Consider the following 14717-nt stretch of genomic DNA (forward strand, 5'->3'; position numbering starts at 1 on the left):
AAAATGAAAAATATAAAAATAGTAATTATTTCAATTTTATTAAGCAGTAGTATGACTGAATTAATTGCTGCTAATTCATTGGAAGCAGAAAAAGTAAACATAGAACAAATAAGTCTTGCCGAACAAGTCTACAGTAGGTTAGTTGTGTCAACTAGAATTGTAAAATTCACAAATAAATATATAGATTCACAAAAACAGGAAAAGCCTCATGTTCCCGATAATATTTGGGTTCAAATTAAAAATAGCATAGATTATAATATTTTTAAAAATGGAGCAATTGAGGTACTCAATAATAATTTGTCAAATCAACAAATGCAAAATTTAATCAATGACTTTTCTGACAAACCATCAATTCCAATATCTAATCTAATAAAAAAAGAGCTATATGATTTAATGCCGAATTTTCAAGGAACTATTGATCAGAAAATATCTCAAATCTTATCAGATAATGGATATTAACTTTAATTATTAATAAATGAAAGGAAGCAATGCAATCAGGCTAATTAACCTTGTTAGCATTAACTTGTGCGTTCTGCTTTTTATACCCTATTACTTAAACTTATTGGGGTGTAAAAACGATTATTGGACTATTGCTATTTTGGGAGTTTATTTATTCCTTTTTTTCTCGCTATGGATTTTTATTTATTTTATTATAACAGAAGTTAGGTATGTTTTAAAACAGAAAATTAACTTCTTCAAGCATATAATCAGTAATAAGTTGGTTTTGTGGGGAATATTACCTTTTATAGTTTATTTGATACTTTGGGTGATTGCTAGTTTTAAAAATAACTTATAATCTTTACGAAATTAGTTTCAACTAATACAATACTGTTTGTGCATTAAGAGCAGTAAAATAACCAAACCCTTTTAGTTTTCCCTAAGAGGGTTTGGTTTTTTTATGTTTTATAAAATAGCTTGTAATTTAGCTTGCATAATAAAGGCATCTAATAAAGCAAATACGTGTTCTTTACTTTCTTTAGATAGCTTTTGTATATCTTTTAAACGTTGTAAAGTTTCTTTGTCAATCTGCTCATAAGCACTATCCCCGCTGTGGTATAGTATGTCAAAGCGACGGCTACCGCAAGTTTGCAACTTGTGGCGGTAAGAGTAAGCAAAAAAACAAACCCTTTTAGTATTCACTAAGAGGGTTTTTGTTATTTTATAAAGTAGCCACGTTTTTATTAAAGAAGTCCTTAAACTTTTTGGTGGTAAGCATCTTATCGATAATCTTCATGATAGTGCTTTTGTCTTCCTCATCGAGCTGCTGTATAAGGCGCATTTGTTCCACAGCCGTTTTATCCTCAATAATGACCTCTTGGGGTATTTTACCATCGAGTAGGCCTTTCACTTTTTTGATAAATGTAGAATCCATAATTTTAATGAATGCATTTTTTTATTCTTATCCAGATGATAATTATGGGATTAATGATGGTTCCCCTACAGGCGAAGACGGCTATGGTGAATGGGAGGTTCCACCGAATACCGACCCGGATGAGAAGGACTGGTATTTGGACAATGATGGTGATGGGTATCATTCGGCCCATATACGTACGGTAGGATTGTCTTCGGCCTATTCAGGGGAGAATTGGGACCGTTTAACCCATGGGCCTGATTGTGATGATGGGAATCCTGAAATAACTACGGAATGTAATGATGATGATGATAATACAAGTAAAGACGATTTAAAAAAAGCGTTTTCTAATCTAAGCGACTCCGACTCAGAGAAACTAGCTAATGTTTTAAATGATAAAGCTAAAGATTTTGGAATTGATACTAAAGAAAAATTACGGCATTTTTTAGGCCAAGCATCGCATGAAACAGGAGGGTTTAATAAATTGACAAGTACTGAAAGCACATACTATTCAACTCCTAGTAGATTAGAGCAAGTTTGGCCTAGTAGATTCTCGCAAACAGACTCTTCTAAAAAAGACCCTGATGATTATACTAAGAATTCGTCTAAGCTAGCAAATTTTGTTTATGCAAATAGAATGGGTAATGGAAATGAAGCAAGTGGAGATGGCTATAAGTATAGAGGGCGTGGCATATTTCAATTGACAGGAAAAGACAATTATCAGAGCTTTACAAATGCTTATAACGAAATATATGATTCTGATAAAAATTTTGTTACAAATCCTGAACTATTATCTTCCGATAAAGAGATAGCTATATTGAGTGCCTTATGGTTTTATCAAAAAAGAGTTTTGAATAAAATAGACATTGATAGTGACACCTCCGTTAAAAGCGTTACAAAAAAAGTCAATGGAGGGACAACAGGTCTTACAGATAGGAAAACTCAATTTAATAAAGCTAAAAATAACGTAGACTATAAATAATAAATTTATATAAAATGAAATATCAAAAAATTATATTGGGTATATTAAGCTTAATAACTTTTGTTTCTGTATTAGGTTTTTGTATTACGAACACAAATAGTTCAATTATAGGTTATTGGGTTTCAGAAAATGATCCTAAATTAAAACTTGTTTTTACTCCTGATGGAAAATGTATGGAGTTTTATGATAATGAAAAACAGGATGAATATACTTTTTCTATAAGTAATATAAGTCCACAATGTGGAGAGGAAGTTCACGTAGATCAATATACAAGTTATTTAAAGTTGGTTAATATTGTAGATTCTGAGGACATTTATTGTTATGAAATTAATGGTATTACTTCAAGTACCCTTTCACTTAGGTTTTTGGGTAATGGCGGTTTTGTTATTTACAATAAAGAATAGTTCCGCTGTTCCCTAGAATGGCTACCGCTCGTTTTTAACGAGTGCCGGTAAGAGTAAAAAAACCAAACCTTTTAGAACCACAGATCTAAAAAGTTTTGTTTTATACGGTAATTTTACCATCGAGTAGGCCTTTCACTTTTTTGATAAATGTAGGATCCATAATTTTAATGAATGCATTTTTTTATTCTTATCCAGATGATAATTATGGGATTAATGATGGTTCCCCTACGGGCGAAGACGGTGATGGTGAATGGGAGGTTCCACCGAATACCGACCCGGATGAGAAGGACTGGTATTTGGACAATGATGGTGATGGGTATCATTCGGCCCATATACGTACGGTAGAATTGCCTTCGGCCTATTCAGGGGGGAATTGGGACCGTTTAACCCATGGGCCTGATTGTGATGATGGGAATCCTGAAATAACTACGGAATGTAATAATGAGAAACCCTGTGTTAGTGATGATGGAAAAAAGGCAAATCCTTTGAATACTATTCAGGTTTTAGGTACAATAAACAGTGGTATTCCTGGAGGGCTGTATGGTAACGGTCGTGGACGCTTTCATGATGGCGTAGACCTTGAAGCCTCTGTAGGCACTCCAATTTATTCAATCTATGGAGGTACGGTTGATTTTTCTATTACTAGCCATACAGAAGGTGAAGATTGGGATGAAAGAGGAACTTGGACGGGAGATAGAAATGGGGCTGGAAACAGAATATACATAAGTTCTACTGTAGATTCAGATAATTATCAATTTGGGTATTGGCATTTATCAGAAGTAGAAACAAACCCTAATACAGGAGAGCCTTACAAAGCAGGAGATACAATTGCTCAAGGAGATTTAATAGGGTATGTAGGCACAACAGGTAATGCTAATAGTGATGATAGTGCAGGACCCCATCTACATTTACGAGGAAGAAAATGGACAAAGATATAACCCAATAGAAAGCTTTGACACAACAATAGATACAACAACAGGACAAGGTGCGCCTTGTGATTAATAAACGTAGTGATAATGAAAAATACAATTAAAATTATATTAAACTTAGCTTTTTTAACGATATTAATTTCTTGTAAAACAGTTACGGCTCAGGAATATTTTGTTAATGATTTTAATATTTCTAGTGAGTTCAATCAAAGTGAAATAATATCTAAAATAGGTACTCCAGATTCAATATCAGAAGGCGGGTCGGAAATTGTACAAGAGTTCGGATACAATACATATATCTACAAGTATGGGGCGTCTTATATAGACTTTAAGGATGAGTCTCATGCAATAACTAGTATAACTATAAAGGACACAAAGTTATCTATTAATGGCATTACAGTTGGAGCTAGTAAATCTGAGGTAAAGAGTAAATTTGAAAATCATGAAGAAATAAATGATCGTTTAGTTGTTCGTTTTCAGGACTATGCAGCGATTTCATTTGTTTTTGACACTAATGGATTGGTATCAAAAATTTCATATGTAGTGTTCACATAATTTTATTTTTGCCTACTAAATAAGTGTAGAGAGTAAGTAATAATTGCGACCGTTCCATAGTACGGCTACCGCTAATTTGCAATTAGTGGCGGTAAGAATTAGGATAAATAACAAAAACCTTTTAGCGCTTCAGTTCTAGAGGGTTTTTACATTATACAGCAATCTTACCATCGAGTAGGCCTTTCACTTTTTTGATAAATGTAGGATCCATAATTTTAATGAATGCATTTTTTTATTCTTATCCAGATGATAATTATGGGATTAATGATGGTTCCCCTACGGGCGAAGACGGTGATGGTGAATGGGAGGTTCCACCGAATACCGACCCGGATGAGAAGGACCGGTATTTGGACAATGATGGTGATGGGTATCATTCGGCCCATATACGTACGGTAGAATTACCTTCGGCCTATTCAGGGGAGAATTGGGACCGTTTAACCCATGGGCCTGATTGTGATGATGGGAATCCTGAAATAACTACGGAATGTAATAATGAGAAACCCTGTGTTAGTGATGATGGAAAAAAGGCAAATCCACTTATTGATATGAAAATTTTACCAACACCTGGAGATATTTCTGCCAGAAATGGAAAACCTGTAAATGGTGATTACGGAGGAAGAGGAGGTCATCACAATGGTGTTGATTTAGCAGCAACTCCAGGGACTCCTATTTATGCCTCGTACGATGGGAAGATAACAGGTAATATTGTTACGTCGTGGCCAGATGATATGGGAGGTCTTGATTGGAACGAGTTTAGAGATAAACGAAAAGAAGATGGTTTGGACTCGAATAGTGGAGGAAATAGATTCAGATTGGAGGTTGTTGTAGATGGGCAGATGTATCATATTCAATACATGCATCTTCAAGAGGGAGGGGTTATTCATAGTAGAAATACCGAAGTTAAAGCAGGAGATATAATAGGTTACACAGGTGCGACAGGCTCTGTTCAAGCTCCTGGTAGTGGAGGACCTCATTTACATATAGAGTATTGGAAAAATGGCCAGTATAAAAATTATGCAGACCCTAAAGACTTTTTTCAATCTGAGTTTGATGAATTTGGTAATACAACTAACCCATGTAATTAAAAAATAAACAAATTATGAAATCATTTATAAAAATATTGTTCTTGTCATTTATTATCTCATGTAATGGGCAGGAAAAAGATCAAAGTGATACATTATCATATTGTAATGATAAATTGTATCTAGGAGTTTTACAAATAAATACAGCTTGTAATAAAAAAAGTGTAGAAAATTATACTATTTCTGAAATTAAACAAACATTTAGTTTACCATTAACAAAAGAGGTGAATAAACCTGCAAATGAAGATACAGGTGGAAATTCTACTTATTGGTATTTTGTATTTAAGAATAATTTAGGAAAAGTGTCTTTTGAGGTGTATGATGAAAAATTACCAGAGTTTTATTTAACTCATCCTGATGTTTCTGTCACGATTGGTACTGAAGTTTTTAATATTGGAGATTCTATTTCGAAGGTAAAGACTGCTTTAGGGGGTAATGGTTTTAAACAACAAGGAGATAATACATTATTTGTTTTTATAGACTACAATGTTCTTGCTTTTGGTTTTGAAAATGATTCGATAAAGTATATTGCTTTTAACGGAAATTATTTTTGAACAGCATAGCATTGTCACATAAACAGTATGTGTATAAAGCAAAAACACCGAAATTTAAAGGTTTCGGTGTTTTTTGTTTTACAACGTTTCTAATTTAGAAAATTTAAGTTTCTTTTTGTGAACTTAACTTACTGTCCCATTTTCAGGGGAACGCTCATTATCAATTTGGATATTGGCATTTATCAGAAGTAGCGACAAACCCTGATACTGGGAAACCTTATACAAATGGAGATATAGTACGACAAGGGGATATAGTCGGTTATACAGGTTCGACAGGTAATGCCAATAGTAAAGATAGCGCCCGACCTCATTTACATTTGAGAGGCAGAAAAAATGGTCAAAAATATGATCCTATAAAAAGCTTTCAATCAGAAATAGATTTAGAAACTGGAAAAGGAACGCCGTTTAATTAGATAATTAAAAAGAAAATCAATGAAAAATTTAGTTAAAACAACAGTAGTGGCAATAGCTTTGTTAATGGGTACAATGAGTATTGCACAGGACAAGAAAGCGAACAATATTGATGACAGTAAGATCGGTCTGCAGGGATACAGCCCGGTATCTTACTTGGACATGGGCCTTGCCCAAAGGGGATCTAAGCAATATAAATCCATTCACAATAAAGTAGCGTATTATTTTACTTCGGCGGAGCAAAAGACGGCTTTTGAGAACAATCCTGAAAAGTACATGCCACAGTATGGCGGTTATTGCGCTTTTGGTATCTACGCCGGTGCCAAGTTTAGGGTAGACCCTAACAAATTCGTGGTAAGTAATGGAAAATATTATTTGTTCTTGAACGATGTTGAGGTCGATGCAAAACAATTGTGGGTTTCTGAAAAAGAATCCAAATTATTGGCTACGGCCAATAAGAATTGGAAAAGCTTAAAAACGAAATAGTGTTTTATTTGTGATTACTTTTTTCAGATTCTTGGCATGCCGACCATATGGTCGGCATGCTTTGTTGTTTTTTGATTTAATGGATCGATGTGTTTATATAGGATATGTACAGTATTTGGACTTATTACATTTGACTGGACTGTTAGAAAAGAGCATGTTTGCAGTTAAAATCAATTTAGAAACATGTCAAAACCAAAAAGAGAGTACACGGCTGAGTTTAATCATCATTTGAACTAGATGGACCAACTTGAAATTGATCAAAGAAATTTCTTCTCGAAGCTGTCAAAGTATGAAGAATCACGATGTTAGAATTTCAACTTGCCGCATTTGCTTATCCAATTCATTAGTATTATTTTGTGTATAGATAGGAGAAGTCGGCTTAATGACGATATTTTTAAAATTGGCATTATCTGGCTATCCTCAAAATTTAAAAGTTTTTACTATAGGTTATTTTATCTTAATCTTCGTATATTTCGATTAATATATTTGCGCAATGGAAAAACCGTCGGATTTTCTATTTAAATTTTAAATCAACTAGCTAGTTTCCCAAACTTAAACCACCTTATATGATTAACTATTGGAGAGCATTAATGCTCGTGATTTCCATTATCTTTATTGCCTGTTCTTCAAATAACGAAGAAATTGACCCTCTAGAAAATGATAACACCCCCCCAGTCTTGGATCTTACATTCAAAGGTTTTCCTAATATTTCAGAAGGCTCACCCATTGTAGTGAGTAAAAAAATCGAAATAGCAATATCGGCCGAAGATTCCAATGGCATAGATAAAATAGAGGCCTTTTTGGACGGTGAGAAAGTGGGGGAGGATGCATCTGCTCCATATTTAATTACTATTGATGTTTCACAATACACATCTAAATCAATTGCAGGAAAATATAAGAATTATACCTTGGAGATTGTAGCGACCGATAGAGCGGGAAACACAACTTCTAAAGAGCAAATAATTAATGTGGACAATGAAATACCCGTTGTCAGTGATGTTTCTTTGATTCCTGAATCAACTTTGACAGGGAACACAAACCCATTTTCATTTCTGGTTTCGGACAATGAGGGACTAGAATCCATTATGCTCTATCTCAATGAAGAATTGTATGCACAAGTCGAAATTGAGGAGCCTTATGAATCGAACATCGATACATCAGTTTTACCGGATGGTTCGAACATACTCAAGATAGAGGCCACGGACGTTGCCGGTAATATGGCAATCTTTGAGCTTGATTTTATAACAGATAACTCTGGCCCGGTGGTTTCATTCGAAAACCTAACAGATCAAATCATCATCGATGAAGTATTGCTATTGAATCCTACTGTAACGGATGAATATTCTGAGGTGGTTTCAATTGAAATTAAGTTCAACGACGAGACGCTCACCGTTACGGATTCAGAAGCACCAATCAATTATGAATTCGACCCCGAAAATTATTCGGTCGGGGAAAGCACTTTTGAAATTATCGCTATCGATGGATTGGGAAATACATCTTCAATGACAATAGATGCCAACATTTACCGCAGACTTATTGAAATTAATATTCCCGAGAATCGTATTAACCCATCCATTACGGCAGCAGTTGTATTTGTTTCTCGTATGGACGGATCAAATGTTGTCTGGCAAGAGATTGTCCCTGAGGACCGACAAATCATCCTCAGCGTACCGGAATCGTTTGACTTGTCCACCGAATTTATGGTTTCTTTCTTTATGGAGGATAATGGAGGTATGGCAAGTATAACAACACATCAAAATCTGACAAGGGGCAATCCAGGCGTACTTAACTTGGCAGAACCGGTTAGAAGAGAGGGAAATGGTTCAGGTAGGCAGGTGCCCATTGTTAATTTCCTTTCCAACGATGTTTTGATTGGCGAAAGCGGTCCCTCCTATAGTTTTTTTCAATCAACAGATGATTCACCTGCGAGTTATACCGTTTATCTTGATACGGCCCAAGATTTTTTAAATATTTCAACCGCTGAGGATCCTGTATATCTTGATCCTTTCGATCAAGTGTATGTATTTGATCTTTCGACATACGAAAATACCTTAATATCCTACCCTCCGGCATCGGATTATACCTTGGACAAAGCCAACTTGCGTAATGACAATCTTGAGAACGGACAGCTGGTGGTTAGTTCGCCCAATATATTGGCCAATACAAATTCAGTTATGCGTATTGCAGGAGCTTTGTCACAAGAAGATGAAGTATCCAACAAGTTTCACGAGATGTTTGTTTGGAACCGGGTAGGGAATTTAGATACCCCTATGGATTACACCTTGAATTCAACGTTCTATTCATATAGACATGCTCTCCATTTTGGTAATTATTATACCGAGCGCAAAGGAAGGCCCTTAGCTTCCTACACAGTGCCGGATGTTTCGTTGGACTATTCTATTTCCGATAATGAAATCAATATCGCTGTGCAGGGAACAGAACATGTAGTGGGTAGGGTTCAGTGTGTGGATTTCGACAATCTTACCTATGTTTGGAACATTACGTATGACAGTGAGAACATAAGTACCGTAATTATACCTGAATTGCCCGTAAGTATTTCCCACCCCATAGAATCTGCCCATCAGAGCGGTAATATCAAAGTAGAGAAGGTGGAACTGATTTCATATGGTTCCATATCATCATATGATCAATATATTGACAGGATGGTGAAGAATCAAACCAATGTGCTAGAAGCCACGGATTGGTATCAATTGGTGTTCAAGTCCAGGACTGGCGACTTTAACATCCCAATTAGAGATTTTCTATTTCAGTAAGCCATTGATTTCAAGTTGCTTTAAGTTGCCCTCCTCCCGCTAAACCGGACAGTTTGGAATTTGAGTTCCTGGGATTAATTTGTAACTCGTGCCGAGCAAGGAGAGAGTATAAAGTTTCGCTGTTCCCCAGAATGGCTACCGCTCGTTTTTAACAAGTGCCAATAAGAGCAATAAAAAATAAAACCTTTTAGAACCACAGATCTAAAAGGTTTTCTTTTATACGGCAATTTTACCATGGAGTAGGCCTTTCACTTTTTTGATAAATGTAGGATCCATAATTTTAATGAATGCATTTTTTTATTCTTATCCAGATGATAATTATGGCGCAATGGCGATTTGAACAGGGAAACCTTCCATAAGTTCTGATTTTTTATAACCGAAGAATAAAAAAACCAAAACCTATGAATTATTAATAAGTATTGGCCCAAAATCTTTCGGAACTTTGACCTGTTAACCCCCAAAATCCATTATCATGAGGAATATCTTAGATTACAGGACAGTCTTGGGTTTGGCTTTATGTCTGCTGTGCAGTTCTCTGTCCGCTCAACTGGCATCGGTCTACTCGGACAAAAATCAGTTCTTGGAAGAGAACTATAAAAGGCTTGAAAATTTTCAGGAATTAAAATCTCTGGGCTATACGGAAAAGGAGATTTATGAAGACCTGGGAAACGCCAATTTCTTATCCAAGAAATATGAGACCGCACTTTTTTGGTACGGAAAACTCATAGAACTTTCCCAAAATGGTACCCTGGAACGGAACTATCAAAAAAGATATGACTATGCACTATCTAAAATAGATGGTTCCCGGGAATCCGCACAAGAGGAAGATGAAAATTGGACAGAGCTGATTCTGGAAGATTACCAGATGACCAAAGCAGCTCCTTATCGGGAGAAACGTGTTTCTTTTAGGGACACGTTTCGGCCTTTGAAATTTCAGACTGCTGGAGACGGTCTTTCTTTAGGGGTTCAGGAACCTTTTGATACGGACCCGACGGCAAAAATGAACTACAATGCCCCGGTTGTGGTAACAAAGGACGGGAATACTGCCTATTTTAGTAAAGCGACCTATGTGAAACCTGTTACCGGCATTTTTTCCAAAAAAGAATTGGTCCATAGAATCTATAAGGCGGACAAGGTAAACGGTGAGTGGAAAACCATCAGGGAATTGCCACTTTGCCCTAACGGGTTTTCCGCTTTGCATCCTACGGTTTCCGTAGATGGCAAGCGACTTTTCTTTGCCTCCAATATGCCCGGCACCTTTGGGGAATATGATATTTATGTTTCCAATATAGGCCGGAATGGCAGCATTGGTATTGCTAAAAATTTAGGCGAAAAGGTAAATACAAAAAAGAACGATATGTATCCTAAGATCATGGAAAATAATACATTGGTATTTGCTTCCGAAGGCCATAAGGGATACGGAGGGCTCGATGTTTTTATGGTGCAGATAGAACAACGTAAAGTTGGCCTGGCCATAAACTTGGGCAGTCCGGTCAATAGCGTAAGAGATGACTTTTCAATTCACTTTGAAAAACAGAACGGGATGGGCTATGTAGTTTCAAATAGAGGTAAAAAAGGAAACAATGCCCAAAAAATAGCCTTTTCCTATCTTGGCCATAGCGACGGTGCCATAGAAAAAGATTATCACCTATTGGAGGCTGCCAACAACGGCCGGATAAACTATTCCTCCAATATGTTCGAAGATGAATGACCAAAATACATCAAATAGATACCCCCAGATCTAGTTGATGGTTACTATTCAAAAGATTAAGACTTTTGAAGGCGATACTTACCCAAATCATAAAAATTTACTCAAATGGACTATACGTACACAATATTCAGAAAAATAGGTTTCCCCCTTGTTTTTATGTTGGTTCTTGGAAACTTAGCGGTATTTGCCCAGGAAACCGGTTCCGACCTAAGTTCGAGCAGTACCTATCACAATCAATTGTTTTTTAATCGGTTCTTGATCAATCCTACCTTTTCATTGGTAAGGGAAAACAAGTCCTATTTAAATATACTCCACAGAAACCAATATGCTACTTTTGATGATAACAGTCAAAACTATTTTATAGGATTTAGCAATAAGCTGAATGAAAGAACGGCCTTGGGTATCGGTGTCTATAGTCAATGGTCGGGTGTCATACAGGAATTCGGCTTTAATGCCAATTATGCCACATCCGTAAGGTTGGGAGATAAGACCAAACTCGCCTTTGGAACCAATGTTACCTATTTTAACCAGGGTTTGGATAAAAATAGGGTCGTGATCACAGAAAACGATCCTGAAGTGGCGGAAGCAAGAAAAGAAAGTAAGATCGCCGTTCAACCGGGAATCAATCTTTCCGTTGGGAATTTTGATTTTGGTCTTTACGCCAAAGATCTGTTGCGCTATAACCAGACGACCAATGAGTTTTTGACCAATTTAAATGTGAATAGTATAAGTGCATCTTTACAGTACACCCATAATTTTACGGCAGGTAGAGGGCTGTTCGAGAGTGCCCGGTTAATGCCGTTGGCACAGATCGGTAAGAACGAGGATGGCAGCCTGTCCTATTTAGGGTCATTATTGCTGGATTTGCCCAAATATGGATGGCTTCAAACAACAATAGACGATGAGTATGGCATTTCTGCAGGAATAGGCTTCAATTTAAGCAAAAAGATGTCCCTGGGATATCTAATGGAAAAAGACCTTTCCCGGGAAGATGCCAATTTAGGATGGAACCATGAACTTTCCCTGGCCTATAAATTTAAGGAAGAAGGTATCTCCGGAAACATTTATGTTGAGGCATCGCAGGATAGTAAGATAGACCGTATTGTCCGAAACTACGAAGAACAGATTGCAAGCCTTATTGCGGAAAGGGACAGGGCGAAAAAGAAAACAAAAAGAAAAAATATACCGGGCCCCACAGGGGAAGAAAGCTCTTTGGCCTATCAAAACCGTATGATCTTGGACGAATTGATCCTAAGACAGGATTCTATTGAAGAAGCACGTACCGCAGCCTTCGAACAACGTTTTGAGACCGTAGTAAGGCTTTTGAGGAATGATGTCAAGAACAGTATCAAATCTAACTTGAGCGAATTTAGCAAAGAAGAAAATACGGTATTGGTGTCCAACGATATGCAGGAAGATATTAAAGAGGCCTTCGCCAATGAAGAAAGAAGAAAGAACTTTGCAAAGCTGCCCATAAAGGTTTTGGGAGAATCCGATATTATTGGTGTAAAGTCCGGATACTATGTCATTGCCAATGTATATTCCAATAAAAAGTATTTAAATGCCTTTATAAACGATTTAAAGAAAAAGGGAATCAAGGCCAAGCAGTTTTACAATAAAGAGAATGGATTGCATTATGTGTATCTGGCGGATTATGACTATAAACAAGATGCACAAACTGCATTTGTATCCGATATGAACGGTAAGTACCGCGATGAAAAATGGATCATGCAGGTCGATAATTCCATGGCCACGGTTTCCAATACATTTGAAGATGATGAATATTAAGGACAAAAGAGAATACCGATTTAACAAATTACATAACGGAACAAGGATAATTTATAGGTACGACATCAGGTTTTAGTATTTCTATGTTTGAGTAAATTGTCGACAGAAGGAGGGGTAGTATCCGGGGGGATAACTGGGCCCCCTCCTTTTTCGATTAAAGTGCTATGGGTGAAATATACTTATGGTAAATGTTAAGGTTTTCTAAAACAGAAAACAGCAAAAATCCGATGAAATGCTATCGAATTGTGCATTTTAACGAAAAAAATCACACATTTGTCCGATGTGTTTCATAAATAAGTAAATTCCCAATGTGAATGTTAGAGACAATTAGTATTAACCCCAAATCCCCCAGAACATGGAAAATTTCTACCTACCTCTCTTTACAAGTAACAATTCGGTTATAGATATGGACGAGAGTGTGAGAACACTTTCGGATTTTAGAATTCGTCTTAGCGCAATTTTCAAGCCGCTCTTTTATAAAATGTATTTTCATTTCGGATTTCATTTTACCCAGGGATAGCTTAACAGTTTCCAAAACAAAATTTTAGTAGTTCATGGATACATGAACCGGGTCGATTTAATGCCCGTCCACAGTTCGGATAAAACTATTTGAACCGGATAATTTCTGTTTGATTTTTCAGATGGATATAACCCCTATTTTTTTGTTTTAAGATTGTCTAATAGACGTTTTGGCCCAGACTTTACTCAATACTAACCCCTGTAAAACTATCCCCCCGGATACTACACAGGACAATACTTTTTAATTATGCAAACAGATTTTTCAAAAATTATGGTCATAGAAAAGGACCAAAAATTACATGATGCCTATAGAGCATATTTTGAAACTTATATGGAATATGATCTTGTCGGGATTTATTCAAAGGTCAATGCTGCCTTAAAGGATATTAAGAAATTTCGACCGGATATTATCGTATCAGAAGTTGCACTCCCGGAAATGAACGGCATCGATGCCATTAAGTTGATCCGAAGAAAAGATTGGAGCGTTAAAATTATCATGATAAGTGATAATAATGACTTTACCATTATCAAAAGAGCTTTTAAAAGTGGGGCAAACGGGTATTTGACCAAACCTATGACCGAAGAAAAATTGCATCATGCCCTAACCTGTGTTAAGGAAGATGGCGCTACTATTAGCAATGATATTGTGAAAAAGGTGGTGTCTAACCTCCATCGTAAGTCGTTTAAGTTCTTTTCGGAACGGGAAAATCAAATAGTGGATTATCTATGCAAGGGCGCTACCTATAAAATGATAGCGGAAAAGCTTTTTGTGACCACGAGCACCGTTAACTTTCACATTCAGAATATATACCTGAAGTTGGACGTAAATTCTAAATCCGAAGCTCTGGCCAAATTAGGGCAATTATAAACACACATCCTCCGTTTTTTAGTTTTACAACAATAAAGTTCCCCAAATATCCCCCTAAAAGAACTAAAGAGCGGAGGTTTTATAAAGAATATTTCAAAAGAGTTCATGGACCATAAAAACTATTCAATATATTGATCTGTAATTTTTTATACATTTATAACACATCTACTCGTTTATTTCCTTCACTGCCTATCGTATAAATATTTAATACGAATTATGCCCTAAGAGCGATCATTTGTTTTATTTTTATTCTTTGCCCAAGGCTTACCTTGGAGCTTATGCCCTTTGTAGAAAGCTGGCTTT

The 14717-nt window shown here is 36.3% G+C and carries 15 protein-coding genes; 13 read left to right on the forward strand and 2 right to left on the reverse strand.

The genetic code is table 11. From position 1 onward, the window contains the following. Nucleotides 1–3 precede the first annotated feature (3 nt). Nucleotides 4–459, forward strand: a complete 456-nt coding sequence (locus ACKWB9_RS14460) for a hypothetical protein (protein WP_414003732.1) — start codon at nucleotides 4–6, stop codon at nucleotides 457–459. 444 nt (nucleotides 460–903) lie between these two features. On the opposite strand, the gene ACKWB9_RS14465 is transcribed toward ACKWB9_RS14460, so the two are convergent. Then, entirely contained in the window at nucleotides 904–1140 is a 237-nt protein-coding gene (locus tag ACKWB9_RS14465) for a hypothetical protein (RefSeq protein ID WP_414003733.1), read from the reverse strand. A gap of 19 nt (nucleotides 1141–1159) precedes the next feature. After that, a complete protein-coding gene (locus tag ACKWB9_RS14470) occupies nucleotides 1160–1372 on the reverse strand; it encodes a hypothetical protein (protein ID WP_414003734.1) in 213 nt (70 codons plus the stop codon). A gap of 7 nt (nucleotides 1373–1379) precedes the next feature. On the opposite strand from ACKWB9_RS14470, the gene ACKWB9_RS14475 reads away from it, so the two are divergent. The 12 genes from ACKWB9_RS14475 to ACKWB9_RS14530 all read left to right on the forward strand — a co-directional run bounded on the left by ACKWB9_RS14475 (nucleotide 1380) and on the right by ACKWB9_RS14530 (nucleotide 14414). After that, the gene (locus tag ACKWB9_RS14475) at nucleotides 1380–2333 is read left to right on the forward strand and encodes a glycoside hydrolase family 19 protein (protein ID WP_414003735.1); all 954 of its coding nucleotides are present in this window, start codon (nucleotides 1380–1382) and stop codon (nucleotides 2331–2333) included. Nucleotides 2334–2347: 14 nt separating this feature from the next. Further along, nucleotides 2348–2737 (forward strand): hypothetical protein, encoded by a 390-nt coding sequence (locus tag ACKWB9_RS14480; RefSeq protein WP_414003736.1) that lies wholly within the window; start codon nucleotides 2348–2350, stop codon nucleotides 2735–2737. A 167-nt stretch (nucleotides 2738–2904) separates the two neighbouring features. Next, the gene (locus ACKWB9_RS14485) at nucleotides 2905–3675 is read left to right on the forward strand and encodes a M23 family metallopeptidase (protein WP_414003737.1); all 771 of its coding nucleotides are present in this window, start codon (nucleotides 2905–2907) and stop codon (nucleotides 3673–3675) included. Nucleotides 3676–3753: 78 nt separating this feature from the next. Next, nucleotides 3754–4221 carry a hypothetical protein gene (locus tag ACKWB9_RS14490; protein WP_414003738.1) on the forward strand — a complete coding sequence of 156 codons (468 nt, stop codon included), beginning with the start codon at nucleotides 3754–3756 and terminating at the stop codon, nucleotides 4219–4221. A 218-nt stretch (nucleotides 4222–4439) separates the two neighbouring features. Continuing rightward, nucleotides 4440–5306: a M23 family metallopeptidase gene (locus ACKWB9_RS14495; protein ID WP_414003739.1), complete on the forward strand. Its 867-nt coding sequence runs from the start codon at nucleotides 4440–4442 to the stop codon at nucleotides 5304–5306. 14 nt (nucleotides 5307–5320) lie between these two features. Next, entirely contained in the window at nucleotides 5321–5857 is a 537-nt protein-coding gene (locus tag ACKWB9_RS14500; protein WP_414003740.1) for a hypothetical protein, read from the forward strand. 131 nt (nucleotides 5858–5988) lie between these two features. Next, a complete protein-coding gene (locus tag ACKWB9_RS14505; RefSeq protein WP_414003778.1) occupies nucleotides 5989–6270 on the forward strand; it encodes a M23 family metallopeptidase in 282 nt (93 codons plus the stop codon). A 19-nt stretch (nucleotides 6271–6289) separates the two neighbouring features. Continuing rightward, nucleotides 6290–6754 carry a YHS domain-containing (seleno)protein gene (locus tag ACKWB9_RS14510; RefSeq protein ID WP_414003741.1) on the forward strand — a complete coding sequence of 155 codons (465 nt, stop codon included), beginning with the start codon at nucleotides 6290–6292 and terminating at the stop codon, nucleotides 6752–6754. Between the two features lie 566 nt (nucleotides 6755–7320). Continuing rightward, complete coding sequence (locus ACKWB9_RS14515; protein ID WP_414003742.1) at nucleotides 7321–9528, forward strand: Ig-like domain-containing protein; 2208 nt, start codon at nucleotides 7321–7323, stop codon at nucleotides 9526–9528. Between the two features lie 472 nt (nucleotides 9529–10000). Beyond that, nucleotides 10001–11239 carry a TolB-like translocation protein gene (locus ACKWB9_RS14520; protein WP_414003743.1) on the forward strand — a complete coding sequence of 413 codons (1239 nt, stop codon included), beginning with the start codon at nucleotides 10001–10003 and terminating at the stop codon, nucleotides 11237–11239. A 105-nt stretch (nucleotides 11240–11344) separates the two neighbouring features. Further along, nucleotides 11345–13027 (forward strand): PorP/SprF family type IX secretion system membrane protein, encoded by a 1683-nt coding sequence (locus tag ACKWB9_RS14525; RefSeq protein ID WP_414003744.1) that lies wholly within the window; start codon nucleotides 11345–11347, stop codon nucleotides 13025–13027. A gap of 766 nt (nucleotides 13028–13793) precedes the next feature. Continuing rightward, nucleotides 13794–14414 carry a response regulator transcription factor gene (locus ACKWB9_RS14530; RefSeq protein WP_414003745.1) on the forward strand — a complete coding sequence of 207 codons (621 nt, stop codon included), beginning with the start codon at nucleotides 13794–13796 and terminating at the stop codon, nucleotides 14412–14414. The last annotated feature ends 303 nt before the right edge of the window (nucleotides 14415–14717 follow it).

It is taken from the genome of Maribacter spongiae (genome assembly GCF_047345125.1).
Taxonomy (GTDB): Bacteria; Bacteroidota; Bacteroidia; order Flavobacteriales; family Flavobacteriaceae; genus Maribacter.